Raw genomic sequence first — 24,970 nt, forward strand, 5'->3', positions numbered from 1 at the left:
TCTCGCAGAGCGTGCTCGACTTCGCCGAGGAGTTCGGCGTGTCCGGTGTTACCTGGGTGCATTCGATCGCGATGCCCGTGCCGCACACCCGGCCGATCAGCACGACCGTGAGCGGCAACCGCAAAGAGATCACGGCGAGCCTGTCGGTATGGCGGCCGCGCACGCAGGTGCCCGGCACGGTGGGGCATCTGCTCGAGTACCGGTTCGCCGAGCGCGGCGACCGCGTCGTCGGCTTCGTACTGCTGGTTCCGCACTATCTGGCAGAGACTGAGAACCCCGACGCCGTCATCGCCGCGGCCGATCGCGTCATGGGATCGACGGGCCTGATGCTGAACATCGATGACCTGCGCGCGAACCGCGACGAGTACCTGACGAAGGTCAATGACCAGGTCGAGAACAACGACGAGCTGCGTCAGATGCTGCAGACGCTCGAGACCCGATACGACTCCTATATGGCCGGACGCGATCCGGATGACACCGACCGGTTCGACGAGGGCGGATTCGACGAACGCGATCTGCCCAGTGCCGACGAGTTGGCGGCAGAGCTCGAGCGCTACCTCGCCACCCGGCCCCCCGGAGACGACGAGAAGCGCGGCAGATCCTGATCCCGCCGCGCCCATGACGCCGCCGCGGCCGCGCGACGCCGGTGGCTGTGAAGTGTGAGATACTGGTTATCCGACCCGTTGTCAATGGTCCGTGCTCAGGCGCGGGGCTTGACAAGGGTCTTACTAGTGTCCGAAATGTCCCGGGGTGGCTATGTCGCCCCGTGAAAGGCGAAACGTGACTCCTGCCGCGACCAAGAACTCCCGGACGAAGACGAAGACCACCGCAGAGACCGACGCGGTTGAGACGGACGAGACCGTCTCCGCGGCTGCGGCGAAGAAGCCTGCCGCCGCGAAGAAGCCTGCGGCGAAGAAGGCCCCGGCGGCGAAGCCCGCAGCCGAGAAGGCCCCCGCAGCGAAGCCCGCAGCAAAGAAGGCTCCGACCAGACGCAAGAAGGCCGATGACCCCGTCGCCGAGGCTCAGGCCTCCGAAGACGTCGTCGAAGAGGTCGAGGACGACGAGAGCAAGAAGCCGGCGTTCACCGAACCGCTGCCCACCGGCGCGATCGTCCTGACGACCAAGGACGAGGACGACGTCCCGGTCTACTCGACGCAGATCACGGGCGCCACCGCCGACCCGGTCAAGGACTACCTGAAGCAGATCGGAAAGGTCGCACTGCTGAACGCGGCCGAAGAGGTCGAGCTCGCCATGCGCATCGAGGCGGGCCTGTTCGCCGAAGAGAAGCTGTCGAACATGACGGCGGCCGAGAAGACCGGCCAGCTGGGCTTGGACCTGCAGTGGGTCGCCCGCGACGGCCAGCGCGCCAAGAGCCACCTGCTCGGTGCGAACCTCCGCCTCGTCGTCTCCCTCGCCAAGCGCTACACCGGCCGCGGCATGCAGTTCCTGGACCTCATCCAAGAGGGCAACCTCGGCCTCATCCGCGCCGTGGAGAAGTTCGACTACACCAAGGGCTTCAAGTTCTCGACCTACGCCACCTGGTGGATCCGTCAGGCGATCACCCGTGCGATGGCGGACCAGGCCCGCACGATCCGGATCCCCGTGCACATGGTCGAGGTCATCAACAAGCTCGCCCGCGTGCAGCGCCAGATGCTGCAGGACCTGGGCCGCGAGCCCACGCCGGAGGAGCTCAGCCGCGAGCTCGACATGACGCCTGAGAAGGTCGTCGAGGTGCAGAAGTACGGCCGTGAGCCCATCTCGCTGCACACACCGCTCGGCGAGGACGGCGACAGCGAGTTCGGTGACCTCATCGAGGACACCGAGGCGGTCGTTCCGGCCGACGCCGTCGGCTTCACCATGCTGCAGCGTCAGCTCGAGCAGCTGCTCGACTCGCTCTCCGAGCGCGAGGCGGGCGTCATCCGCATGCGCTTCGGCCTCGGCGACGGCCAGCCCAAGACGCTCGACCAGATCGGCGACACGTTCGGCGTCACGCGCGAGCGGATCCGCCAGATCGAGTCGAAGACGATGGCGAAGCTGCGCCACCCGAGCCGCTCGCAGTCGCTGCGGGACTACCTCGAGTGAGCCAGGCGAACGAGGGCAAGGCGCTCGAGACGAGCATCGACGGCCGCACCTACGCCCGCATTCCGCTGCGCACCCGCGTCGTCATGCCTGACGACGATCTGGATGCTGTGATCACCGAGTACGCGGCCGACGCTGTGCAGCCCGGCGACCTGCTTTTCGTGACCGAGAAGATCGTCGCGATCACACAGGGTCGGTCGTACCGACTCGATGAGATCAAGCCACGGCGCCTCGCGCTGTTCCTGTCCAAGTACGTCACCCGCACGCCCTACGGCATCGGGCTCGGCATGCCGGAGACGATGGAGATGGCGCTGCGCGAATGCGGCACGCCCCGCATCCTGTTCGCCGCCGCCGTCTCGGCGGTGACCAAGGCGTTCGGGCGCAAGGGCGACTTCTACCGGATCGCCGGCGACAAGGCTCGTGCAATCGACGGTCCGACCAAGCACACGATCCCCCCGTACAACGAGGCGGTCGTACTCGGGCCGAAGAACCCTCGTCAGGTCGCCACGCACGTCAAGGCTCTGATCGGCGGCACCGCCGACGTCGCCGTGGTCGACATCAATGACCTCGGTGGGAACATCCTGGGATCCACGCTCGACAGGCCGGGCGAGGCGCGTCTCCTGCGTATCCTGAAGGACAACCCGCTCGGGCAGGGACGCGAGTCAACGCCCATGGGCATCATCCGCGCCGTCTGAGGCCTCGGACCCGCGTGGTCCGCGCTCAGGCGATGACTCAGAAGGGCGTCGATGGGAATCGGTCGTGCCAGTGCCGTGATAGCCGGCGGGACGCTGGTATCCCGGCTGTCCGGACTGCTGCGTGCGGTCGTACTCGTCATGGCCATCGGCTCGGTGGGCATGGCGCCGGACGCCTTCGCTGTCGCCAATCAGCTGCCCAACAGCATCTACCAGGTGATCTCGGCCGGTGTGCTCACCGGCGTGATCGTGCCGCAGGTCGTCAGAGCCAGCGCGCAGAAGGACGGCGGACACGCCTTCCTCGCCAAACTCCTCACGCTCGGCGTGCTGATCGTCGGTGCGATCACCCTGGTCGCGACCATCGGTGCGCCGCTGCTGATCGACCTCTACTCCGACTTCGGTGCGGAGCAGACGGCGCTCGCGACCCAGTTCGCGTACTGGTGCGTGCCGCAGCTGTTCTTCTACGGCATGTTCGCGCTGCTGGGCGAGATCCTCAATGCGCGACGCGTTTTCGGTCCGTACGCCTGGGCTCCCATCGTCAACAACGTGATCTCGATCGCCGGGTTCGCGCTGTTCATGGTCCTGTTCGGCCAGAGCCGCACTGCGCTCGAAGGCTGGAACAGCGAGATGATCACGCTGCTCGCTGGTACGGCCACCCTCGGGGTCGTCGCGCAGACTGTCGTGCTCGTCTTCTTCTGGCGCCGCATCGGCATTCCGTTGCGGTTCGACTTCCAGTGGCGCGGCATGGGCCTCGGCCGCATGGGCAAGCTCGCGTTCTGGACCTTCCTGACCACGCTGGCCGGACAGGTCGCCGGACTGGTGCAGTCGAGGGTGGTCACTCCCGCGTCCGGCGAGAACGCATCAGTCGCCGCATCCGGTTACGCCTGGCTGGTGTTCATGGTCGCGTACTCCACGATCGTCATCGCGATCGGCACGCCGTACTTCACCAGGATCAGCGAGCAGGCGGCGGCCGAGAAGCACGATGAGCTGCGTGAGACGGTCCGACAGTCGCTGCGCATTCTGGGACTGCTCGTCATCGTCGCGACGGCTGCGATCGGCGTTGCGTCGATCCCCGCGGCGCGCATCTTCAGCAGCAGCGGCGATGAAGCCGTGCTCGTCGCACCACTGCTGCTCGCGTATCTGGTGAGCCTGCTGCCGCTCGCGGTGCTGTTCATCGTCCAGCGCACCTTCTACGCCTACGGTGACGCGCGCACGCCATTCGTCTACACCCTGATCCAAGCCGCACTGCTCGTCGTGCTGACTCTTGTCGTCGCGGCGGCCACTCCGCTCGATCAGCGTGCCGCGGCTGTCGCCCTCGCGCAGTCGCTGGCGAGCACAGTGCAGACCGTGATCGCCGTGATCCTGCTGCGTCGCCGATTCGGCTCGTTCGGCCTCGGTCGGACGATGTTGGCTCTGGGCCGGTTCGTGCTGCTCGCCATCCCCGCGGCTGCCGCCGGCTGGGGAGCGTTCCTCCTGCTCGGCGGAGTGGACAGCTGGATGCTGGACAGCATGCTGCAGGGCGCGCTGGGAGCCGCGATGATCGCCGGTGTCACCGGCATCGCTTTCGTCGCCCTGCTGGCCCTATTCCGGGTGCCGGAGCTCAGCACCGCGATGCGCATGCTGCGCCGGCGCTGAGTCGAAGCCGCAGCTGTGGATCAGAATCCGATCGCCGCGCGATAGCGCGGCTTGTGTCCGGTTCGAATGCCGGACACGGACGGCTTGTTCTCGTACACGCCGGCGCCCCAGTTGCCCTCGACGAGCGCGGGCCCGTCCGGGCCGATCACGACGTCCCAGCCCACGTACTGGATCTGGGGAACAACGCGGGCCGCCCTGTCGATGAAGGCGACCATCTCGTCGTACAGCGGCAGCTGGAACTCCTCGATCCGGAACCCGGAGTCGGGGTGGTCGACGTGCACGTGCCCGTGCGAGTCATAGCCGGCTGAGCGGGCGTGCCCGGTCTCATCGAGCATGGTGTAGAAACCGCCGAAGGACATCTGATCGCTCACCTCTCCGCGCCCGAACTTCTGCGCGACGGCGAGGATATGGGTCTTTTGCCCGTCGAAGAACGCGGTCACGCGGGTGGTGTTGACGGTGCCCGGGCAGACGGCCGCGAGATCGTCGTGCTGCACGAGCACCTGCTCGATGAGCTCCTCGCCGCGCTGCAGCAGTCCGCGGTGGAACTCCGCCCAGTCGGCGACATCTGCGGCGTGATACCGCTTGACGCCGCTGCCGGCCTGACCCCGGCGCGTCTTGGCGATGATGGTGCCGTGCCGGCGAGTGAACTCCTCAAGCTCGGCGGCGTTGCCTTCCTGGACGTGCATCCACTCGCGCTGCAGGAACTCGCCGAAAGCGCGGTTGAATTCGAGCTTGTCGTGGAAGAAGTGCCGATACGGCTCGGCGTCGTACTGCTGCGACAGCTGGTTGGACACCGGGTGCGTCATGTAGGTGGCGCGCTCCGCAGCATTCAGCATCGCGAAGTCGAAGTCGACGTAGTCCTGGAAACCGACGTTCTTGAACCCCGCGCTCCACAGCATGTCGACGACCACCGCCGGCACCGCCTTGCCGTGCTGGTCGCGTACCTCGCGGGCGCGCGTGAACACCGATCCGACATCGATGCGGCGGGCGCGGTCGGCGAGGTAGCGCAGTCGGGGCATGACGCCCAGGCCGTTGGCAGGCATTCGGTCTCCAGATTCGTTGCGGACACACCATTCTAGGCGGCGACCGGCGTGCAGCCGTCTTCACCGGCGGCACGGTTCTCGGCCCGTAGACTCGATGGGTGGTCACTCCTCGCAGCACGGCGACTCGCGCCGTGATCTCTCGTTCTGCGCTGGTGGAATGCGCCGCCGCCGCCGTGGCAGCTGGAGGAGAGATCGCTGATCTGCGCCGTGATGCCTATGGCCACGGCGTGCTCCCGGTCGCCCGCGCTGTGCTGGCCGCAGGGGCTCGGGCGGTTCGCGTCGATGGCGCTGAGCAGGCGCGGCTGTTGCGCTCCGCCGGTCTCGCGGCGACGGACGCGGATGTCCCGGATATCGACGCCGAGCTGCTCTACGGGTTGCCGGGGGATGGTCAGAGCGCTCCGAGTCCGGTGATGCGTCTGACGGGCACGGTGATGTCGATCAAGCCGCTGCGCCGCGGTGAGGCCGTCTCGTACGGCTACACCCACCGGGCGACGGCCGATACCACGCTCGCGCTCGTGACCGGCGGCTACGCGCAGGCGATCGTCCGTGCACTCGGAAACCGCGCGCACGTCGAACTGCGGGGCCGGATGGTTCCCATCGTCGGACGCATCGCGATGGATGTCTGCGTCATCGATCTGGGCGGTTCGCCGGTGCTTTCCGACGTGCCGGCCACGGAGGGCGATGAGGTGACGTATTTCGGGGGAGCGGGCCCCGCGCGGGCGGAGTTGCGCGCGTGGGCGGCGGCCACGGGGCTGACTGCCGCCGAGCTCGTCTGCGCTGCGGGTCTGCACGCGAGCAGGGTGGAGGGAGACTGATGACAGCACGCCTCGAGATCTCCACTGACCGTTTCCTGCGCAACATCGACGCCGTCACCGCGCGGATAGCCCCCGGTGAGCTCATGATGGTGACCAAGGACGATGCCTACGGTCACGGCCTCGAGTGGGCGGTGCCCGCGGCGCTGTCGGCGGGCGTGCGGTGGTTCGGCTCGTACGATGTCGCGTCCGCTCTGGGCATCCGAGGTCTGTCGCCCGACGCGCGCGTTTTCGCCTGGGCGACATCCGCGGCAGAAGACGTCGCCGAGGCGATCCTCGCCGACGTCGACCTCGGTGTCGGCACGAGCGATTACCTGCGGCGGGTCATCGACACCGCCGGGCGCCTGGGGCGTCGAGCGCGGGTGCACCTCAAGATCGATACCGGTCTGCACCGCAACGGGATCCGGCCCGAGGAGTGGCCGGGCGCCGTCGCCGTTGCGCGCCGTGCCGAGGAGGCCGGACTGCTGCGGGTCGCCGGGGTCTGGAGTCATCTCGCGGAGGCGAGCGATGCCGAGGATGACCGCGCGCAGGGAGAGTTCCTCTCGGCCGTCGATGTGCTGCGCGCCGCCGGCGGCACGCCGCGCCAGTTGCATCTCACGGCCTCAGCGGCATCCTGGTGGCGTTCGGAGTTGCGCGGCACGCTGAGCCGCATCGGAGCCTTCTGCTACGGCGTCCGCTCCGCCGACGGCCCGGAGCTCGATGGCATTCGGCCGGTGGCTGCGCTGCGTGCGGACATCGTCGACGTGCGTGACGGCCGCGCTCGGATCGACATCGGCGCGCTCGACGGGCTGCCGTCGAATCTGGTGGGCGCATCGATCGGCGATCGTCGATCGCACATCATCCGGGTCGAGCGCACGTGGACGGAGATTTCTGCGGGCGAGGATGAGCGGCCGGGTCAGACCGTCACGGTCTTCGGCGCCGACGGCGTCAGCGCGACCGATCTCGCCGAGCGCATTGACACGGTCGGCGAGGAGATCCTCACGCGGCTCTCTCCGCTGATCGAGCGCCGATACGACTGATGCCCGGACCATCGGCCCGGGCATCGACGTGAAAAGTCTGGTGCGTGCAGTCAGACGGCGTCGACGAGACGCGCCGTCTCGTCGTGCCAGGACGTGGCGACGTCGCGGAGCTTCTCTTCGTACTTGCGGCCGTGGTGCGCGCAGAACAGCAGCTCCGAGCCGTTGACCTCTGCGGCGATGTAGGCCTGCGCTCCGCACGAGTCGCACCGGTCCATCGCGGTCAGACGGTACTCGACGGTGGAGGTCTCACGTTCGGTTGTAGCGTTCATCTCGGTGCCTCCTCGGGTATCGGCTTCCGTTGGGGAATGTGCTCAATACAACCACGCTCCGCTGAGAGTCATGCCCGGAAGGCGGCGTGTTTCGCTCACCGCGTACGCCCGTCGCTCCGGAGCGCGGATATCGGGGAGTGTCTGCCGCCTCCGGGGCCCGCCGGAGAATAGAATCGATCCTTGTGACCGCCGAGTATTCCGCCCATCATCTTCAGGTGCTAGAGGGGCTCGAAGCGGTCCGCAAGCGCCCCGGCATGTACATCGGGTCGAACGGATCCCCGGGGCTGATGCACTGCCTGTGGGAGATCATCGACAATGCCGTGGACGAGGCTGTCGGCGGCAGCGGTACGAAGATCGACACGATCCTGCACGAGGATGGCAGCGTCGAGGTGCACGATCGCGGCCGCGGCATCCCCATCGACGTCGAGCCGCGCACTGGACTGACCGGCGTCGAGGTCGTCTTCACCAAGCTGCACGCCGGGGGAAAGTTCGGCGGCGGATCGTATGCGGCATCCGGTGGTCTGCACGGTGTCGGCGCGTCGGTCGTCAACGCGCTCTCCGAGCGTCTGGACGTCGAAGTCGATCGCGGGGGAAAGACCTACGCGATGTCGTTCCACCGCGGAGAACCCGGACTGTTCGCGGATTCGGGGGAGAAGCGCCCCGACGCCCCCTTCACACCGTTCGAGAAGAGCAGCGAGCTGCGCGTCATCGGAAAGGCGCCGCGTGGTGTGACCGGCACGCGGGTGCGTTACTGGGCCGATCGTCAGATCTTCACGAAGGATGCCGCGTTCCAGCTCGGGGAGCTCGAGACGCGCGCCCGGCAGACCGCCTTCCTCGTACCGGGTCTCGAGCTCGTGGTGCGTGATGAGCGTGCGGCGTCGGCGGGCGAGGACGGCGAACCGACGGAGACGTCGTTCCACTACGAGGGCGGCATCGCCGAGTTCGTCGATTATCTGGCGATGGATGCTCCGATCACCGACACCTGGCGCATCCAGGGATCCGGCACTTTCAAAGAGACCGTTCCCGTTCTGCAGCCCGATGGCCATATGACCTCCACCGAGGTGGAGCGGGAGTGCCGCGTCGACCTCGCTATGCGGTGGGGAACCGGCTATGACACGGTCACCCGCTCGTTCGTGAACATCATCGCCACGCCCAAGGGCGGCACGCACCAGCAGGGCTTCGAGCAGGAGCTGCTCAAGGTGCTCCGCGCGCAGGTCGAGCAGAACGCCCGCCGCCTCAAGGTGGGAAACGACAAGCTCGAGAAGGACGATGTGCTCGCCGGGCTCACGGCCGTGCTGACCGTCGAGGTTCCCGAACCGCAGTTCGAGGGGCAGACCAAAGAGGTGCTCGGCACTCCGGCGGTGCGCCAGGTCGTAGCGCAGGTGCTTCGCAAGGAGCTCGGCGCTCGGTTCAGCTCCACCAAGCGCGACGACAAGAACCAGGCCGGTCAGCTGCTCGACAAGGTCGTCTCCGAGATGAAGGCTCGCGTGTCGGCGCGTGCGCACAAAGAGACCCAGCGGCGGAAGAACGCGCTGGAGTCCTCGTCGCTGCCGGTGAAGCTCGTGGACTGCCGCTCGAATGACGTTTCGCGCAGCGAGCTCTTCATCGTCGAGGGCGATTCCGCGCTCGGCACGGCGCGCCGTGCGCGCAACAGCGAGGTGCAGGCGCTGCTGCCGATCCGCGGCAAGATCCTCAACGTGCAGCGCGCGTCGATCGGAGACATGCTCTCGAATGCCGAGTGTGCCGCGATCATCCAGACGATCGGCGCCGGATCCGGGCGCACGTTCGATCTCGAGCAGGCCCGCTACGGCAAGATCATCCTGATGAGCGACGCCGACGTCGACGGCGCGCATATCCGCACCCTGCTGCTCACGCTGTTCTTCCGGTACATGCGGCCGCTGATCGAGGAGGGGCGCGTGTTCGCCGCGGTGCCGCCGCTCCACCGCGTAATCGTGATCAACCCCGGCTCGAAGCCCAACGAGACGATCTACACGTATTCGGAGCAGGAGTTGCACACTCTGCTGGCGAAACTGCGAAAGCAGAACAAGCGCTGGCACGAGCCGATCCAGCGCTACAAAGGCCTCGGCGAGATGGATGCCGATCAGTTGGCGAATACGACCATGGACAAGGGCGGTCGCCTGCTGCGCCGCGTGCGCATGGAGGATGCCGAGGCCGCCGGCCGCGTCTTCGAACTGCTGATGGGCAACGAGGTAGCCCCGCGCCGCGAGTTCATCGTCGACTCGTCGGATCAGCTCTCACGGGAGTCGATCGACGCCTGAGTCGGTGAGCTGCTGCGGAGTCGGCGGCTTCGACTCCGCCGCTTCGCGACTGCGCTCACCCCGTTTCGTCTTCGGCGGCTGCGCCGCCTCCGCTCAACGACCCGCAACGGACCCCGCCCCTGCGGGCGTTGAGCGAGCGGAGCGAGACGAAACGGGGTGAGCGAGCGTGAGGCGAGTCGAAGCGTCCCGCGCCTCACGCGACCGGGCGACCGATCGAGCCGATGACGCCGTCGATCGGCTGACCGGACGCGTCACGCTTGGCCGGAGCTTCGGGGAGCTTGCGCACGGCACCGTCGGTGCCCACGGCGTAGGCGGGGGCAGGCCCTGCCCACGCGACCGTGAGCCGGTCCTCGCCCCGGAGGAACGAATGCGCCCGGACTCCGCCCGTACCGCGCCCCTTGGTGGGGAACTCCGCGAAGGCCGAGACCTTGGCCCGACCGGCATCCGTTCCGGGGATCACGCCGTCGGCGCCGGAGACCGTGGCGACAGCCGCCTCATCCGGCGCAGTCACGGCGCTGAAGAAGAGGACCGCGGCGTCGGCGCCGAGCTTGATGCCCGCCATGCCGCCGGCCGCCGCGCCCTGCGGACGGACCGCGGAGGCCCCGAAGCGCAGCAGCTGTGCGTCGGTCGTGATGAACACCAGGTCGACGTCGTCGGGCGCCGCGGCCGCTCCGACCAGGGCGTCTCCGGGCTTCAGCGCGATGATCTCGACTTCCGGCCGCACAGGCAGCGCTGAGGGAACGATGCGCTTGACGGTGCCCTGCGCGGTGCCCAGCGCCAGCGGTACATCCGACGACAGATCGACCACTGCGAGCACCTTCTCAGAGCGCGAGGTGATGCCCAGATAGTCGCGCAGCGGGGTGCCGGCAGCGAGCTGCACAGACGTGCCGGGGACGGAGGGCAGATCGACGGGGGAGAAGCGCAGCAGGCGCCCGGCGGTGGTGACGGCGCCAGCCTCTCCGCGCACCGTCGTGGTCACGGTGGAGGCCATCGCATCGTGCTTGCTGCGGCGTGCCGGGCGGCTCAGCTCCTGGCCCTCGGCGAGGTCGACGCGCACCGCCCGCCCGGTCGTCGACAGTGCCACCACGGTGGGCGCGTCGGCGATCTGCAGATCGGCCTCGCCCGGCTTTGCCCGCCGCGGAGCGGCCGGCTTGCCGTTCATCAGCAGCGTGCGTCGCGGTGTGCCGTACGCATCGGCCGCGGCATCCAATTCGCTGGCGACCTGCGCGCGCAGCAGCACCTCGCTCGCGAGGAGCTCACGCAGCTCCGCGATCTCGGCCAGCAGCTTGTCTCGCTCGGTCTCGAGCTCGATGCGGGAGAACTTCGTCAGGCGGCGCAGCCGCAGCTCGAGAATGTACTCGGCCTGCGGCTCGGAGAGATCGAACACCGTCCGCAGCCTCGAACGTGCCTGATCGGAGTCTTCGGACGAGCGGATGACCTGGATGACCTCGTCGATGTCGAGGATCGCGATGAGCAGCCCCTCGACCAGGTGCAGTCGCTCTTCGCGCCGTGCCAGACGGAATCGACTGCGGCGGGTGACCACTTCGAGCCGGTGCCCGACGTAGACGCTCAGCATCTCCTTGAGGCCGAGCGTGCGCGGCTGGCCGTCGACGAGTGCGACGTTGTTGATGCTGAACGAGTCTTCCAGCGGAGTCAGACGGTACAGCTGCTCGAGCACCGCGCTCGGATCGAACCCGGTCTTGATGCCGATCGCGACGCGCAGGCCGTGCTGACGGTCGGTGAGGTCGTTGACATCGCTGATGCCCTGCAGCTTCTTCGCCTGGACGGCATCTCGGATCTTCTCGATCAGACGCTCCGGTCCGACCATGTATGGCAGTTCGGTGACGATGATGCCGGTGCGTCGCGGGCCGAGCGACTCGACCGACACCTTGCCACGCACGCGCAGCGCGCCGCGCCCGTTCGTATAGGCGTCCTTGACGCCGTCGAGGCCGGTGAGAATCCCGCCGGAGGGGAAGTCGGGCCCTGGCACGTACTCCATGAGCTGCTCGACCGTGGCATCCGGGTTCTCGAGCAGATAGGTCGCGGCGGCGACGACCTCGATGAGGTTGTGCGGGGCCATGTTGGTGGCCATGCCGACGGCGATGCCGCTCGCGCCGTTCACGAGCAGATTCGGGAACGCGGCTGGCAGCACGGACGGCTGCTGGAACTGGCCGTCGTAGTTGGGGATGAAGTCGACGACGTCCTCGTCGAGGCTCTCGGTCAGCGCGAGGGCGGGCGGCGCGAGCCGGGCTTCGGTGTACCGGGATGCTGCGGGGCCGTCATCGAGCGAGCCGAAGTTACCGTGACCGTCGACGAGCGGAACGCGCAGCGCGAAGTCCTGCGACAGGCGCACCAGTGCGTCATAGATCGCGGAATCGCCGTGCGGGTGGAGCTTACCCATCACCTCGCCGACGACGCGCGCGCTCTTGACATGCCCCCGGTCGGGTCGCAGGCCCATCTCTGCCATCTGATAGAGGATGCGGCGCTGCACGGGCTTGAGACCGTCGCGCGCATCGGGGAGGGCACGCGAGTAGATCACCGAATAGGCGTATTCGAGGAACGAGCCCTGCATCTCGCTGGACAGTTCGATGTCTTGGATGCGCTCTTCGACGGGCTCGGCGGATTCGGTTCGGGGCATGGATTTCCTGGGACGTTGCTGAGCCTGTGGAAGACTGGCTCGGATGTCTCCGATTCTACCGACCGTGCCCGCGTCGGCCCGGCATATCCGCGGGGTGGCGGGCGACCTGCTGGCCTCGCTGGCGGGCGAATCCGGAGCCCTGGCTCCCGCACGATCGGCGGTGGTGGTCGTCGTCGACGGGCTCGGGGCCATCCAGCTTCGCGGGCACGCGGGCCACGCCCGCCATCTGACGGCGGGCGTCGGACGCAAAGACGTCGCGTACTCGGTGTTCCCCACCACGACCGGTGCGGCGCTCACGAGCATGCTCACCGGCGTCGATCCTGGCAGCCACGGACTGGTGGGGTACAGCGTGCTCGACCGCGAGCAGGATCGTCTGGTCAACCTGCTGTCGGGCTGGGAGTCGGACGGCATCGATCCGCTCGTCTGGCAGCCACGGCCGACCGTATTCGAAACCGCCGTCGCAACTGGACACCCCGCCTACGCGATCGGCGTCGCTGCCTACGCGCACAGCGGATTCACCAGAGCGACACTCCGCGGTGCCGAATTCGTCGCGGCGAAGTCGCCGGCAGAACGCGTCGCGGTCGCTTATCAGCTCGCCGCGGACCACGCGGGTGCACTCGTCTACTGCTACCTGCCGGAGATCGACAAGGCCGGGCACCGACATGGCGTCGACTCGCCGGAGTGGATCGTCGCGCTGGAGGACGTCGATCAGGCGCTCTCGGTTGCTCCGCCGAAAGATGTTGGAGTACTCATCACTGCCGACCACGGCATGGTCGACGTCCCGACGTTCCGGCACGTCGTGCTGGAGACCGGCGACGTGCGTCTCGACGGTGTCCGTCATCTCGGCGGAGAACCGCGCATGTTGCACGTCTACCTCGAGCCGGATGCCGACCCGGCGGCGGCGCTGGATGTGTGGCGGCGCGCGAGCGACGGCGAAGGCGACGTGCTCAGCCGTGCTGAGGTCATCGAGGCGGGGCTGTACGGCTCCGAGGTGACCGCGGATGCTGCCGATCGGATCGGAGACCTGGTCGTCATATCTCGCGGCAATAGGGCGTTCTACGACGGCACGGCGGCGGATCAGCGTTCACGCGGAATGATCGGTCAGCACGGCGCCCTGACTCCCGAGGAGAGAATCGTGCCGTACATCCGACGCGGTGCATTCATCACGGGCGGCTGACCGCTCGGCTGCCGGCGTCAGTCGTCGGTGCGGGCGCCGAAGACGATCTCGTCCCAGGACGGCATGGCATTGCGGCGGCGACGGCGGCTCGACACGTCCTGCGATGCATCGTTGGACGCTTCGCTCCGCTCTGACGCGTCTGCGGGGGAGTCGGGTTCGGGTTCGAGGGCGTCGAACAGCGCGATCGGGCTCGATGAGTGGGCGTGCTCGTCGCCACTGTTCCCGAAGTCGTCCGCGGCGGGTGCGCTCTCCCGCTGGCCGCGGCGGCGCCGCAGCGCCTCCAACAGGTCGGCGGTCTCAGCACTCGTCTGAGGCTGGTCCGGCGCGCGGTTGATCGCGGCGGCCTGAGCAGCCGGATCCGAACGCTCGGGTATCAGCAGCTCATCGGCATCTGCATCCGTTTCCGGCAGCAGTCGCGGGCCGAAAGCGCCGGAATCGAACCGGGTGTCGTCCTTGTACGGCGACTCCGGGCGTGTACCCTCGACGGCGCGCAACCGGGGGATCAGCCCTTCGGGAAGTGAGCCCTGCCGGGACAGTTGGGTCGCATCGGCATTCAGCGGGGAGAGGGCGCTGCGTCGCGGGTCGAAGCTCCAGCGGGCGTCGTGGGCGACGTCGGCGGCCGTGAACTCCAGCTTGACGATCCAGCCGGACTCTTCCTTCCAACTCGCCCAGCGCTCGGCGCTCGCATGGACATCTGCCAGTTTCGCGCGGATGGCGGCGCCGAACGTCGGCTGCGCATCCGGCTCGACATCGCTGCCGATGAGGACGGGGACGGCGAGAGCCTGACCGACGATGTGTTCGCGCTCAGCGAGCACCGGGCTTTCGAAGCGCTCGACGTGCTCGATGCCGATTCCGAGGAGCTCAGCGGTCTCGGCGGTGGACAGTCCTGAGCGGATGTGCGCTTGGATCTCGCGCGGGCTGACAGTGGGACGAGGCTTCTCATCATCATCCCGACGGCGTGCCCGGCGGATCTCCCGTTGCAGCACATCGTCGATCGCGAGAGCGAATCGCTCGCCGGAACCGGTGGCGAGGATCAGCAGGTCGTCTTCCGTGCCGACGATCGTGACGTTTTCCATGCGAATGCCCCTCTGATGGCTGTTGATTCATGGTGCCACGCGCGAGCCGGGGGAACCGGGAATACACCGGGCGCGCCGCCAGTTTGACCTGTGGCACGGAATGGCATTTGCGAAACGCGCCATGATCGTGCAAACTATGCCCGCCGCGTACCCGACGGCACACCGACCACTCGCACCATGAAAGTGGAGATCTACCGCATGGCAACCGATTACGACGCCCCTCGAAAGAGCGAAGACGACTCCGAGTCGATCGAAGCCCTGAAGGAGCGAGTGCCGGACAAACTGTCCGGCACGACCGGGGATGAGGACTCGGACAACCCCTCGAGTTTCGACCTTCCCGGAGCCGACCTCTCCGACCTGGAGCTCGACGTCGTCGTGCTCCCCGCGCAGCAGGACGAGTTCACCTGCATGAGCTGCTTCCTCGTGAAGCACCGCTCGCAGCTCGACCATGAAGGCGCGGAGGGTCCGATCTGCAAGGAGTGCGCTGCCTGATCGCAGACGCACTCACGTTCGTGCGCCCCGGCCGTTCGGCCAGGGCGCATCGTCGTTCTCGGGGACCGTGTCAGCGCGCGTCGGCCGCTGCGGCCCGGATCGCCGCGGCCAGACGGTCGGGCGTGCGCGTCGAAATCGTCCAGCTCGTCGCGGGATCGGCGGGGTCGGTGTTCTGCACGACCACCAGCCCGTCGATGCCCCCTCGGATGAGGTGCCAGCCGCGGGCGGGCAGATCTGCTCCGCGCGCGGCGCGTGCCTCCTCACCGGTGTGCTCGACGACCTCACCGAGCCAACGCGCGTCGATGTGTGCTCGCCCGGCGTGCAGCACCGTCCCCTCGATCCGGATCGCGGGGGAGCCGGCGACCATCAGGATGAGCAGGACCAGCGCCGCGGCGACCCCGATCAGCAGCGCGACGAGCGATCCCAGCGGCGTGAAGGTCAACATGAGCATGGGGGCGGCTACGGCCGCGGTCACCAGCATCCACAGGCTCGGCGAAAGACGCTCGCGGTAGCGAACGCGGGTGTCGGCGGTGGGGTTCTGCATTAGCCTCGTGGGGTGAGCGATTCCGTTGATCTTCCCATTATCGCGTCTGTCCTGCCCGCGTACGCCCACCCCGGCGACGCCGGCGCCGATCTCGTCGCCGCGGAGGCCGTGCGTCTCGAGCCGGGAGAGCGTGCGCTGGTGCCGACGGGTGTGCGCATAGCGCTTCCGGACGGATACGCCGCGTTCGTCGTGCCGCGCAGCGGCCTGGCAGCCAAGCACGGCATCACGATCGTGAACGCGCCCGGAACAGTGGATGCCGGGTACCGCGGTGAGATCAGAGTGAGTCTGCTCAATACGGACAGCTCGAGCGCGTACGATGTGGCGGTCGGAGACAGGATCGCTCAGGTGATCATCATGCCGGTGATCCGGGCGAACTTCATCCCGGTCGACGAACTCGACGACAGCGCACGCGGTGCCGGCGGTTTCGGATCGACGGGGTACCAGGCAGAGAACAGTGCCGAGCAGGCAGGAAACGCGAAATGACCGAAGAGAACACCCAGCCGACGTCGAAATCGGCGCCTACGAGTCGCCCGACCGATGGCCCGTTCGACGAGGCCGAAGCCAACCCCGTGCGTCCCTACATCGACCTCGGCGGCATCAAGATCCTTCCGCGCGAGGGACTCAACCTCCGCCTCGAGGTCGAGGAGCAGTCCAAGCGGATCGTCGCCGTCGGTCTCGACTATGCCGACTCCACGCTCCAGGTGCAGCCTTTCGCCGCACCGCGCACACTGGGGCTGTGGCACGAGACGCGGATGCAGCTCGTCGACCAGGTTCGTCAGCAGGGCGGACGCGTCGAAGAGCGCGAGGGCCCGCTGGGCAAGGAGCTCCTGGCTGAGGTGCCCGGTCCGGCATCCGAAGGGTCGAGCCTGCAGCTCGCCCGCTTCATCGGCGTCGACGGACCGCGCTGGTTCCTGCGCGGGGTGATCGGGGGGGCGGCAGCGTCCGACCCCGAAGCCGCCGGCAGGATCGAAGACCTCTTCCGGTCCGTCGTCGTCGTCCGCGGCAACTCGCCCATGCCGCCGCGCGACCTCATTCCGTTGAAGATGCCCGCCACCCCAGGATCGGCGTGACCGACCCGGACGGGAAGCGGCCTGATTCGGAAGCCGCTTCGACCCCAGACGTCCTGGGTGCCGCGCTCGGCGGCGTCGCACGCAGGGCAGGTCTCGATCCGAACGAGGACGCCAGCACGCAGAAGGTCGTGTGGTCCGCGATGGGCGGCTGGCGCGGCATCCTCGAATCCGTGCTGCCGAGCCTGGCGTTCGTCACGCTGTTCACGATCAGCCCGGAACCGCTGATCCTGTCGCTGGGCGTATCCGTCGGACTCGCCGCCGTGTTCACGATCGTCCGTCTCGTGCAGAAGTCCCCGCCGTCGGCCGCGCTCGGCGGGCTGATTGCCGCGGCCGCCGCCGCGGCGCTCGCGCTGTTCACTGGTCGCGGCGCGGACAACTTCGTCCCCGGCCTCATCACCAACGCCGTCTACGGCACCGCGTTTCTCGTCTCGGCCCTGATCGGCTGGTCGCTGATCGGTCTCGCCGCCGGCTTCCTGATGGGAGATGCGACGGCATGGCGCGCGGACAGGCGCAAGCGCCGTGCGTTCCGCTGGCTCGGCATCGCGTGGGCCGTGCTGTTCTTCGCCCGCCTGGCGGTTCAGCTGCCGCTGTATCTGACTGATCAGGTCACGGCGCTCGGAACCCTCAAACTTGTCATGGGGCTGCCGCTGTTCGCGCCCCTGATCGCTGTGACCTGGCTGGTGGTGCGTGCACTCTACGCGCGCGCGTCGCCGACGTCCGAAGCATCCGAGGCGTGATAGATTTATCTTGATATCAAGATAAATTGACGTCTTTCGTGACGGCTTCAGAAGGCGCAGACTGTTAGGTGCACCTTGCTGGCAGCCGACGACGCAGGCGAGCAAGATGGAAGCGCGTGTCGCGCCCATCGGATGAGAAGGAGACGGATTCGTGTCCACGGTCAACAGCTTCGGTGCCAAGAGCACCCTGACAGTCGGCAGCACCGACTACGAGATCTTCAGGATCGATACTGTTCCCGGCTTCGACAAGTTGCCGTTCAGTCTGAAGGTGCTCTTGGAGAACCTGCTTCGCACCGAGGACGGCGCGAACATCACCAAGGCGCAGATCGAGGCGCTCGGGTCCTGGGATGCCGCGGCAGAGCCCAGCACCGAAATCCAGTTCTCGCCGGCCCGCGTGGTCATGCAGGACTTCACCGGCGTCCCCTGCATCGTCGATCTGGCGACCATGCGCGAGGCGGTCACCGCCCTCGGCGGCGACCCGAACAAGATCAACCCGCTGTCTCCGGCCGAGATGGTCATCGACCACTCCGTCATCGCCGACCTGTTCGGCAGTGAGAACGCGCTGGAGCGCAACGTCGAGATCGAGTACGAGCGCAACGGCGAGCGCTACCAGTTCCTGCGCTGGGGCCAGACGGCGTTCAACGACTTCAAAGTCGTCCCCCCGGGCACCGGCATCGTCCACCAGGTCAACATCGAGCACCTCGCAAAGGTCATCTACGACCGCACCAACGGCGGCGTGCTCCAGGCATACCCCGACACCTGCGTCGGCACCGACTCGCACACCACGATGGTCAACGGCCTCGGCGTGCTCGGCTGGGGCGTCGGCGGCATCGAGGCCGAGGCGGCCATGCTCGGCCAGCCCGTCTCGATGCTCATCCCGCGTGTGGTCGGCTTCAAACTGACCGGTGAGATCCCGGCCGGCGTCACGGCGACCGACGTCGTCCTCACGATCACCGACATGCTCCGCAAGCACGGCGTGGTCGGCAAGTTCGTCGAGTTCTACGGCGCAGGCGTGGCCTCCGTGCCGCTCGCCAACCGCGCCACAATCGGCAACATGTCGCCGGAGTTCGGTTCGACCGCCGCGATCTTCCCGATCGACGACGTCACGACCGAGTACCTGCGTCTGACCGGCCGCGACGAGCAGGCCATCGCCCTCGTCGAGCAGTACGCGAAGCAGCAGGGTCTTTGGCACGACCCGGCCAACGAGCCCACCTTCAGCGAGTACATGGAGCTCGACCTCAGCACCGTCGTGCCGTCGATCGCCGGCCCCAAGCGCCCGCAGGACCGCATCCTGCTCTCCGAGGCGAAGTCGCAGTTCGAGCAGGACATCGTGCACTACGCCGACCCGTCGACCTCCGACTCGCTCGTCGACCTCGAGTCCAAGCACTCGTTCCCGGCGTCCGACCCTGGCGCCGGCCCCGGCGACGAGGACCACGACACTCGCCCGGTACACATCTCCAGCGGGGTCAACGGCACCTCCAAGCCGGTCCCCGTGACCACGCCCGATGGTGAGAGCTACATCCTCGACCACGGCGCGGTGACTCTCGCGGCCATCACCTCGTGCACGAACACCTCGAACCCCTCGGTCATGATGGCCGCGGGTCTTCTCGCACGTAAGGCGCGCGAGAAGGGTCTCAAGCAGAAGCCCTGGGTCAAGACGACGCTCGGCCCCGGATCGAAGGTCGTCACCGACTACTACGAGAAGTCCGGTCTCGACAAGGACCTCGAAGGCCTCGGCTTCTACACCGTCGGCTACGGCTGCACGATCTGCATCGGCAACTCCGGCCCGCTGATCGATGAGGTATCCGCTGCGGTCAACGATCACGACCTCGCCGTCACGGCTGTCCTCTCGGGCAACCGCAACTTCGAGGGTCGTATCAGCCCCGACGTCAAGATGAACTACCTCGCATCTCCTCCGCTCGTGGTGGCGTACGCGCTGGCAGGTTCCATGCACTTCGACTTCGAGGCCGACGCGCTCGGTCAGGACGGCGAGGGGAACGATGTCTTCCTGAAGGACATCTGGCCCACTCCCGCCGAGATCCAGGACGTCATCGACTCCTCGATCTCGCGTGAGCAGTTCATCAAGCAGTACGCGACGGTCTTCGACGGTGACGAGCGCTGGACGAGCCTGCCGACCCCGACCGGTCCGATCTTCGAATGGGACGACAAGTCGACCTACGTGCGTCGCCCCCCATACTTCGAGGGCATGACGATGGACCTGACCCCCGTGTCGGACATCACCGGTGCGCGTGTCATGGCAACGCTCGGCGACTCGGTCACGACCGACCACATCAGCCCCGCGGGAAACATCAAGATCGGCACTCCTGCGGCGAAGTACCTTGAGGAGCACGGTGTGCGCCAGAAGGACTTCAACTCCTTCGGCTCGCGCCGAGGCAACCACGAGGTGATGATCCGTGGCACGTTCGCGAACATTCGCCTGAAGAACCAACTGGTCCGCGCCGTCAACGACGGTGCCGAGGTCGAGGGCGGCTTCACCCGCGACTTCACCCAGCCGGATGCACCGCAGTCGTTCATCTTCGACGCCTGCCAGAATTACGAGGCCCAGGGCACCCCGCTCGTGGTCTTCGGCGGCAAGGAGTATGGCTCCGGTTCGTCGCGCGACTGGGCGGCGAAGGGCACCAGCCTGCTGGGCGTCAAGGCGGTCATCACCGAGAGCTTCGAGCGCATCCACCGCTCGAACCTCATCGGCATGGGCGTGGTTCCGCTGCAGTTCCCCGCCGGTGAGAGCTGGGAGTCGCTGGGCCTGGACGGCACCGAGATCGTCTCGATCACGGGCGTGGAAGAGCTGAACAACGGCACCACCCCGAAGACGGTCCGCGTCACGGCCGAGCCGAGCGAGCACTCGTCCGAGGGCAAGAAGACGGTCGAGTTCGACGCGGTCGTCCGCATCGACACACCCGGTGAGGCCGACTACTACCGCAACGGCGGAATCCTGCAGTACGTGCTGCGTTCGCTGGTCTGATCAGAACCCAGGGAGGCCCGGGTGCTCCGGCATCCGGGCCTCTTCGCGGTTCATGTTCGGCTGATTCCCGGGCCGCGGCGGTAATATCGAATAGTCGTCGCCCGCGCCAGGGGAGGCGTTCGGTGAAGACGTTCAGGAGGTGCTGATGCCCATTCTTCCCGGCATCCACGGACCGCGCGATCTCGACGGGCTCAGCCCCGCGCAGCTGGCAGAGCTGGCCGATGAGGTTCGCGCGTTCCTCGTCGAGAACGTCTCGCGCACCGGTGGCCACTTGGGGCCGAATCTCGGCGTCGTCGAGCTCACGATCGCGCTGCACCGCGTGTTCGAATCGCCCGACGACCCGTTCGTGTTCGACACCGGGCACCAGTCGTACGTGCACAAGCTGCTTACCGGCCGCCAGGACTTTTCTGCGCTGCGTGTGCGTGACGGCCTCGCCGGCTACCCGCAGCGCAGCGAGAGCGTCCACGACGTCGTCGAGTCCTCGCACGCGTCCAGTTCCCTGAGCTGGGCTGACGGCATCTCACGTGCACTCTCCGCCACGGGTCGCGACGACCGTCATGTCGTCGCCGTCGTCGGCGACGGGGCCCTCACGGGCGGAATGACCTGGGAAGCGCTCAACAACATCTCCGACGACAACGACCGCAACCTCGTCATCGTCGTCAACGACAACGGACGCTCCTACGCGCCGACGATCGGCGGCATGTCTCGCTATCTGAACCGGGTGCGCACGGCTGCGGCGTACAAAGACCTGCATCGCAAGTCTGACCGATTCTTCCGGGTGTTCGGTGCGGTGGGCCGCGCGACGTTCCGCGGCATCCGCGGCGGCACCCACGGTTTCCTCTCGCGCTTCACCAACAACGAGGCCCTGTATTCCAACCTCGACATCAAATACCTCGGTCCGGTCGACGGACACGACATTCCAGCGCTCATCGAGACGCTGGAACTGGCGAAGTCGTATGGTGCACCGGTGATCGTCCACACGATCACCGAGAAGGGCCGCGGCTACCAGCCGGCGCGCGACGACGAGGCCGACCAATTCCATGCCGTGAACCGCATGGACCCGGCGACCGGCGAGCCGCTCGGCAGCAGCACGCGGGGCTGGACCGATGTGTTCTCGGACGCCCTCGTGCGCGTGGGCGAGCGCGACCCGCGGGTCATCGCCATGACCGCCGCCATGCTGCGACCGACCGGTCTCGCGCCGTTCGCCGAGCGCTTCCCCGACCGGGTGTATGACGTCGGCATCGCCGAGCAGCACGCCGTGACCTCCGCCGCAGGGCTCGCCTACGGCGGTCTGCATCCCGTCGTCGCCCTGTACGCCACGTTCATGGGGCGTGCGTTCGATCAGGTGCTGATGGACGTCGCTCTGCACAAGGCGGGCGTCACGTTCGTCCTCGATCGCGCCGGCGTCACCGGGCCCGACGGTCCCAGTCACCACGGCATGTGGGATCTGGCGATGCTGCAGATCGTGCCGCACATCCGCATCGCCGCGCCTCGAGACGGTACGCGGCTCGCAGAGGCGCTCGATGAGGCCGTGGCGGTCGACGACGCTCCCACCGTGATCCGTTTCCCCAAGGGCGGGGTGGCAGACGACATCGACGCCGTCGAACGACTGGACGACGGCGTCGACGTGCTTTCGCGCGGCGAGTCCGAAGACGTCCTGATCGTCGGTATCGGACCGTTCGCGGCGCTGGCGATGGATGTCGCTGCGCGACTGCGCGCCCAGGGCATCGGAGCCACGGTCGTCGATCCTCGATGGGCGATCCCCGTGCAGCCGTCGATCATCGAGCTCGCCGCGCACCACCGTCTCGTGATCACGCTGGAGGACGGCATCCGCGTGGGTGGGATCGGCACGCGCGTGCGTCAGGTGCTGCGCGAAGCAGGCATCGACACGGCGGTGGACGAACTCGGACTTCCGGATGAGTTTATCGATCACGCCTCACGTGATCAGATCCTGGCGGATGCCGGACTCACGGCTTCGAAGATCGCGCAGGATGTCGTCGCGCAGGTGCTCGGCACACGGATTCCGGTTGCCCGCAACGCGGGGGAGACCGGCGCGATCGACCTGCCGCTGCACGAGCGGCGCTGACGGGGCGACGACCCCTTTCGACTCGCTCCGCTCGCTCAAGGCGTTTCGTCTCGCTGCGCTCGCTCAACGACCCGCGAGCGTCCGCCGGAATGGCGTCGCGCCCGGGCACCGCGAAAGTCAGCCGGAACGACGTCGGGCCCGGGCACCTGAGGTACCCGGGCCCGACGCTTTCGTTCAGTTCCCGATGCCGCGGATCTGCGGCGTGTGGAACGACCCGCCGAACGCACGCTCTGAGGCACCCTCGCGGTCCAGGTACGGCGAAGCACCACCGTCGATGAAGGGCCAGCCGGCGCCGAGGATCAGGCACAGGTCGATGTCTTCGACCTCGGGGACGACCTTCTCATCGAGCATGAGCTTGATCTCCTGCGCGAGACCGTCCTGCACACGGGTGAGGATCGTCTCGGCCGACGCGGGCGCGGAACCCACGGCGCCCTTGAGAGCCTTCTCAGCCGCCTTGGTCCAGCCGGTCACGCGACCGCCCTTGTCCTTCTCGACGACGTTCTCGAGCTCGGCGAGAGCGTGGAAGTTCTCGTTCGCATAGAACCGGTCGGGGAAGTGCCGCACCATGGTGTCCTGCACGTGGGCTGCGACCTTCCATCCGACGAGGTCGATGAGCTGGAACGGCCCCATCGGCAGCCCCAGCGGCGCGAACGCCTGCTCGACGTCGGCGATCGGCGTACCTTCGTACACCGCGCGCGCAGCCTCCCCCATGACCTTCGCCAGCAGACGATTCACGACGAATCCGGGAGCATCGGCGGTCAGGACGGCGTTCTTGCCCAGTCCCTTCGCGACCACGAACGCCGTGGACAGGGTCTGCTCGTTCGTCACCGGTGTCTTCACGATCTCGATCAGCGGCATGACCGCGACCGGGTTGAAGAAGTGGAAGCCGACCAGACGCTCGGGGTGGGTGAGCTGTGAGCCGATCTCCTCAACCGACAGCGACGAGGTGTTGGTCGCGAGGATCGCGTCCTCGGCGATGATTTGCTCGATCTCGCCGAACACTTGCTGCTTGACCCCGACCTCCTCGAACACGGCCTCGATGACGAAGTCGCAGTCTGCATACAGCGATTTATCGGTCGTGCCCGTGACAAGGGCCCGGAGTCTGTTCGCCGTGTCGGCGTCGAGTCGGCCCTTCTGCTCGAGCTTGCCGATCTCCTCGTGGATGTACGCCACGCCTTTGTCGACGCGCGTCTGATCCAGGTCGGTGATCAGTACCGGCACCTGCAGCTTGCGAAGGAACAGCAGCGCGAACTGGCTGGCCATCAGGCCGGCCCCGATGATGCCGACCTTGGTGACCTTCTTCGCCAGTGTCTTGTCGGGGGCGCCGACGGGGCGCTTGGCCCGCTTCTGAACGAGGTCGAACGCGTACATGGATGCCGCGAACTGATCGCCAGAGACGAGCTCGGAAAGCGCGGCATCCTCACGTGCGAAGCCCTCGGCGCGGTCCTTGGGCGACGTGCCGCTTCTGGCCTTGTCGAGCAGGTCGAGCGCCAGGTAGGGCGAGCGCGGCATCGTGCCGATCTTCGACTCCAGCATCCCGCGGGCCATCTTGATGGCGATCGGCCACTTGGTGAGACGCTCGATCTTGCCGGGCTCGTTCTTGCGCTCGACCTTGACCTTGCCGCTCAGCACGCCGTCCGCCCATGCCAGCGAGTTCTCGAGGTAGTTCGACGCCGGGAAGATCGCGTCCATGATCCCCAGGTCGAACGCCTGTTGCGGCTTCAGCACCCTGTTCTGCTTGAGCGGGTTCGAGATGACGACCTCGAGGGCGTTCTCGATGCCGATGAGGTTCGGCAGCAGGTACGCGCCGCCCCAGCCGGGGATGAGCCCCAGGAAGACCTCGGGCAGTGCGATGGCCGCGGCCGAAGCATCCACGGTGCGATACGTCGAGTTCAACGCGATCTCGAGCCCGCCGCCGAGCGCGAGGCCGTTGACGAACGCGAAGGAGGGGACACCGAGATCGCCGAGCGAACCGATCACCTTGTGGCCGAGCTGCGCGATGAGCAGGGCCTGATCCTTCGAGGTCACCTTGGTGATGTCCGAGAGGTCTGCACCGGCGGCGAGGATGTACTGCTTGCCGGTGATGCCGACGGCCTGGATCTCGCCGGCGGCGGCACGGGCCTTGACGCGAGCGATCGTCTGACCGAGTTCGGTGAGTGTGGCTGGTCCCAATGTGTTCGGCCTGTTGTGGTCGCGCCCGTTGTCGAGCGTGATAAGGGCCAGCACCTTGCCGGAGGCGAGCCGGACGTCGCGCACCGTGGAGTGCGTGACGACCTCGTCGCCGGCGAGGTCGACGATGGGCGAGAAATCGATCTTTTCGTAGTCGGTCATTCCGGCAC

Annotated in this window: 20 protein-coding genes; 14 read left to right on the top strand and 6 right to left on the bottom strand. The window is 67.3% G+C overall.

Features of this window, described 5'->3' with window-relative positions:
* The 4 genes from ACTICP_RS02270 to murJ form a co-directional block, all read left to right on the top strand.
* Positions 1–605, top strand: a 605-nt coding sequence (locus ACTICP_RS02270) for a PAC2 family protein (RefSeq protein ID WP_441889097.1), incomplete at its 5' end; no start/stop codon positions are given.
* A 175-nt stretch (positions 606–780) separates the two neighbouring features.
* The gene (locus tag ACTICP_RS02275; RefSeq protein WP_441889099.1) at positions 781–2,082 is read left to right on the top strand and encodes an RNA polymerase sigma factor; all 1,302 of its coding nucleotides are present in this window, start codon (positions 781–783) and stop codon (positions 2,080–2,082) included.
* Positions 2,079–2,774 (top strand): coenzyme F420-0:L-glutamate ligase, encoded by a 696-nt coding sequence (locus ACTICP_RS02280; protein ID WP_441889101.1) that lies wholly within the window; start codon positions 2,079–2,081, stop codon positions 2,772–2,774. The genes ACTICP_RS02275 and ACTICP_RS02280 overlap by 4 nt, the downstream gene beginning before the upstream one ends.
* A 51-nt stretch (positions 2,775–2,825) precedes the next feature.
* Positions 2,826–4,406 (top strand): murein biosynthesis integral membrane protein MurJ, encoded by a 1,581-nt coding sequence (murJ, locus tag ACTICP_RS02285; protein ID WP_441889103.1) that lies wholly within the window; start codon positions 2,826–2,828, stop codon positions 4,404–4,406.
* Positions 4,407–4,426: 20 nt separating this feature from the next.
* Here murJ and ACTICP_RS02290 read toward each other — a convergent pair whose 3' ends face one another.
* Complete coding sequence (locus tag ACTICP_RS02290) at positions 4,427–5,449, bottom strand: sugar-transfer associated ATP-grasp domain-containing protein (RefSeq protein ID WP_441889105.1); 1,023 nt, start codon at positions 5,447–5,449, stop codon at positions 4,427–4,429.
* 98 nt (positions 5,450–5,547) lie between these two features.
* Here ACTICP_RS02290 and ACTICP_RS02295 point away from each other — a divergent pair, with 98 nt between their 5' ends.
* Together ACTICP_RS02295 and ACTICP_RS02300 are read left to right on the top strand one after the other, a co-directional pair.
* Positions 5,548–6,264 (top strand): alanine racemase C-terminal domain-containing protein, encoded by a 717-nt coding sequence (locus tag ACTICP_RS02295; protein ID WP_441889107.1) that lies wholly within the window; start codon positions 5,548–5,550, stop codon positions 6,262–6,264.
* Complete coding sequence (locus ACTICP_RS02300; RefSeq protein ID WP_441889108.1) at positions 6,264–7,280, top strand: alanine racemase; 1,017 nt, start codon at positions 6,264–6,266, stop codon at positions 7,278–7,280. The genes ACTICP_RS02295 and ACTICP_RS02300 overlap by 1 nt, the downstream gene beginning before the upstream one ends.
* 50 nt (positions 7,281–7,330) lie before the next feature.
* Here the strand turns inward: ACTICP_RS02300 and ACTICP_RS02305 are convergent, their stop codons facing one another.
* Positions 7,331–7,549, bottom strand: a complete 219-nt coding sequence (locus ACTICP_RS02305) for a DUF7455 domain-containing protein (protein ID WP_033107139.1) — start codon at positions 7,547–7,549, stop codon at positions 7,331–7,333.
* Positions 7,550–7,731: 182 nt separating this feature from the next.
* Between ACTICP_RS02305 and ACTICP_RS02310 the strand changes: the two genes are divergently transcribed.
* Positions 7,732–9,828, top strand: a complete 2,097-nt coding sequence (locus ACTICP_RS02310) for a DNA gyrase/topoisomerase IV subunit B (protein WP_441889110.1) — start codon at positions 7,732–7,734, stop codon at positions 9,826–9,828.
* Between the two features lie 193 nt (positions 9,829–10,021).
* Here ACTICP_RS02310 and ACTICP_RS02315 read toward each other — a convergent pair whose 3' ends face one another.
* A complete protein-coding gene (locus ACTICP_RS02315) occupies positions 10,022–12,466 on the bottom strand; it encodes a DNA gyrase/topoisomerase IV subunit A (RefSeq protein ID WP_441889112.1) in 2,445 nt (814 codons plus the stop codon).
* 43 nt (positions 12,467–12,509) lie between these two features.
* Here ACTICP_RS02315 and ACTICP_RS02320 point away from each other — a divergent pair, with 43 nt between their 5' ends.
* Complete coding sequence (locus ACTICP_RS02320; protein WP_441889114.1) at positions 12,510–13,643, top strand: alkaline phosphatase family protein; 1,134 nt, start codon at positions 12,510–12,512, stop codon at positions 13,641–13,643.
* A gap of 17 nt (positions 13,644–13,660) precedes the next feature.
* Here ACTICP_RS02320 and sepH read toward each other — a convergent pair whose 3' ends face one another.
* Positions 13,661–14,719 carry a septation protein SepH gene (gene sepH, locus ACTICP_RS02325; protein ID WP_441889116.1) on the bottom strand — a complete coding sequence of 353 codons (1,059 nt, stop codon included), beginning with the start codon at positions 14,717–14,719 and terminating at the stop codon, positions 13,661–13,663.
* A 198-nt stretch (positions 14,720–14,917) separates the two neighbouring features.
* Here sepH and ACTICP_RS02330 point away from each other — a divergent pair, with 198 nt between their 5' ends.
* A complete protein-coding gene (locus tag ACTICP_RS02330) occupies positions 14,918–15,211 on the top strand; it encodes a DUF4193 domain-containing protein (protein ID WP_033107339.1) in 294 nt (97 codons plus the stop codon).
* Positions 15,212–15,281: 70 nt separating this feature from the next.
* Here the strand turns inward: ACTICP_RS02330 and ACTICP_RS02335 are convergent, their stop codons facing one another.
* Complete coding sequence (locus ACTICP_RS02335) at positions 15,282–15,755, bottom strand: DUF3093 domain-containing protein (protein WP_441889118.1); 474 nt, start codon at positions 15,753–15,755, stop codon at positions 15,282–15,284.
* Positions 15,756–15,767: 12 nt separating this feature from the next.
* Here ACTICP_RS02335 and dut point away from each other — a divergent pair, with 12 nt between their 5' ends.
* The 5 genes from dut (at position 15,768) to dxs (ending at position 22,631) form a co-directional block, all read left to right on the top strand.
* Entirely contained in the window at positions 15,768–16,238 is a 471-nt protein-coding gene (gene dut / locus ACTICP_RS02340; RefSeq protein WP_441889120.1) for a dUTP diphosphatase, read from the top strand.
* The gene (locus tag ACTICP_RS02345; protein ID WP_441889122.1) at positions 16,235–16,825 is read left to right on the top strand and encodes a DUF3710 domain-containing protein; all 591 of its coding nucleotides are present in this window, start codon (positions 16,235–16,237) and stop codon (positions 16,823–16,825) included. The genes dut and ACTICP_RS02345 overlap by 4 nt, the downstream gene beginning before the upstream one ends.
* Complete coding sequence (locus ACTICP_RS02350; protein WP_441889124.1) at positions 16,822–17,562, top strand: DUF3159 domain-containing protein; 741 nt, start codon at positions 16,822–16,824, stop codon at positions 17,560–17,562. The genes ACTICP_RS02345 and ACTICP_RS02350 overlap by 4 nt, the downstream gene beginning before the upstream one ends.
* 151 nt (positions 17,563–17,713) lie before the next feature.
* Positions 17,714–20,545 (top strand): aconitate hydratase, encoded by a 2,832-nt coding sequence (locus ACTICP_RS02355; protein WP_441889126.1) that lies wholly within the window; start codon positions 17,714–17,716, stop codon positions 20,543–20,545.
* Between the two features lie 145 nt (positions 20,546–20,690).
* Entirely contained in the window at positions 20,691–22,631 is a 1,941-nt protein-coding gene (gene dxs, locus ACTICP_RS02360; protein ID WP_441889128.1) for a 1-deoxy-D-xylulose-5-phosphate synthase, read from the top strand.
* Positions 22,632–22,805: 174 nt separating this feature from the next.
* Here the strand turns inward: dxs and ACTICP_RS02365 are convergent, their stop codons facing one another.
* The gene (locus ACTICP_RS02365; RefSeq protein ID WP_441889130.1) at positions 22,806–24,962 is read right to left on the bottom strand and encodes a 3-hydroxyacyl-CoA dehydrogenase NAD-binding domain-containing protein; all 2,157 of its coding nucleotides are present in this window, start codon (positions 24,960–24,962) and stop codon (positions 22,806–22,808) included.
* Positions 24,963–24,970: the final 8 nt, after the last annotated feature.

Origin of the sequence: Microbacterium sp. (assembly GCF_052102115.1) — a bacterium.
GTDB lineage: Bacteria > Actinomycetota > Actinomycetes > Actinomycetales > Microbacteriaceae > Microbacterium.

Bases quoted from the DNA above. Each gene is read 5' to 3' on its own strand.
- murJ (WP_441889103.1), top strand. From the start codon at position 2,826: ATGGGAATCGGTCGTGCCAGTGCCGTGATAGCCGGCGGGACGCTGGTA.
- ACTICP_RS02290 (WP_441889105.1), bottom strand. From the start codon at position 5,449: ATGCCTGCCAACGGCCTGGGCGTCATGCCCCGACTGCGCTACCTCGCC.
- ACTICP_RS02300 (WP_441889108.1), top strand. From the start codon at position 6,264: ATGACAGCACGCCTCGAGATCTCCACTGACCGTTTCCTGCGCAACATC.
- ACTICP_RS02305 (WP_033107139.1), bottom strand. From the start codon at position 7,549: ATGAACGCTACAACCGAACGTGAGACCTCCACCGTCGAGTACCGTCTG.
- ACTICP_RS02315 (WP_441889112.1), bottom strand. From the start codon at position 12,466: ATGCCCCGAACCGAATCCGCCGAGCCCGTCGAAGAGCGCATCCAAGAC.
- ACTICP_RS02320 (WP_441889114.1), top strand. From the start codon at position 12,510: ATGTCTCCGATTCTACCGACCGTGCCCGCGTCGGCCCGGCATATCCGC.
- sepH (WP_441889116.1), bottom strand. From the start codon at position 14,719: ATGGAAAACGTCACGATCGTCGGCACGGAAGACGACCTGCTGATCCTC.
- ACTICP_RS02330 (WP_033107339.1), top strand. From the start codon at position 14,918: ATGGCAACCGATTACGACGCCCCTCGAAAGAGCGAAGACGACTCCGAG.
- ACTICP_RS02335 (WP_441889118.1), bottom strand. From the start codon at position 15,755: ATGCAGAACCCCACCGCCGACACCCGCGTTCGCTACCGCGAGCGTCTT.
- ACTICP_RS02345 (WP_441889122.1), top strand. From the start codon at position 16,235: ATGACCGAAGAGAACACCCAGCCGACGTCGAAATCGGCGCCTACGAGT.
- dxs (WP_441889128.1), top strand. From the start codon at position 20,691: ATGCCCATTCTTCCCGGCATCCACGGACCGCGCGATCTCGACGGGCTC.
- ACTICP_RS02365 (WP_441889130.1), bottom strand. From the start codon at position 24,962: ATGACCGACTACGAAAAGATCGATTTCTCGCCCATCGTCGACCTCGCC.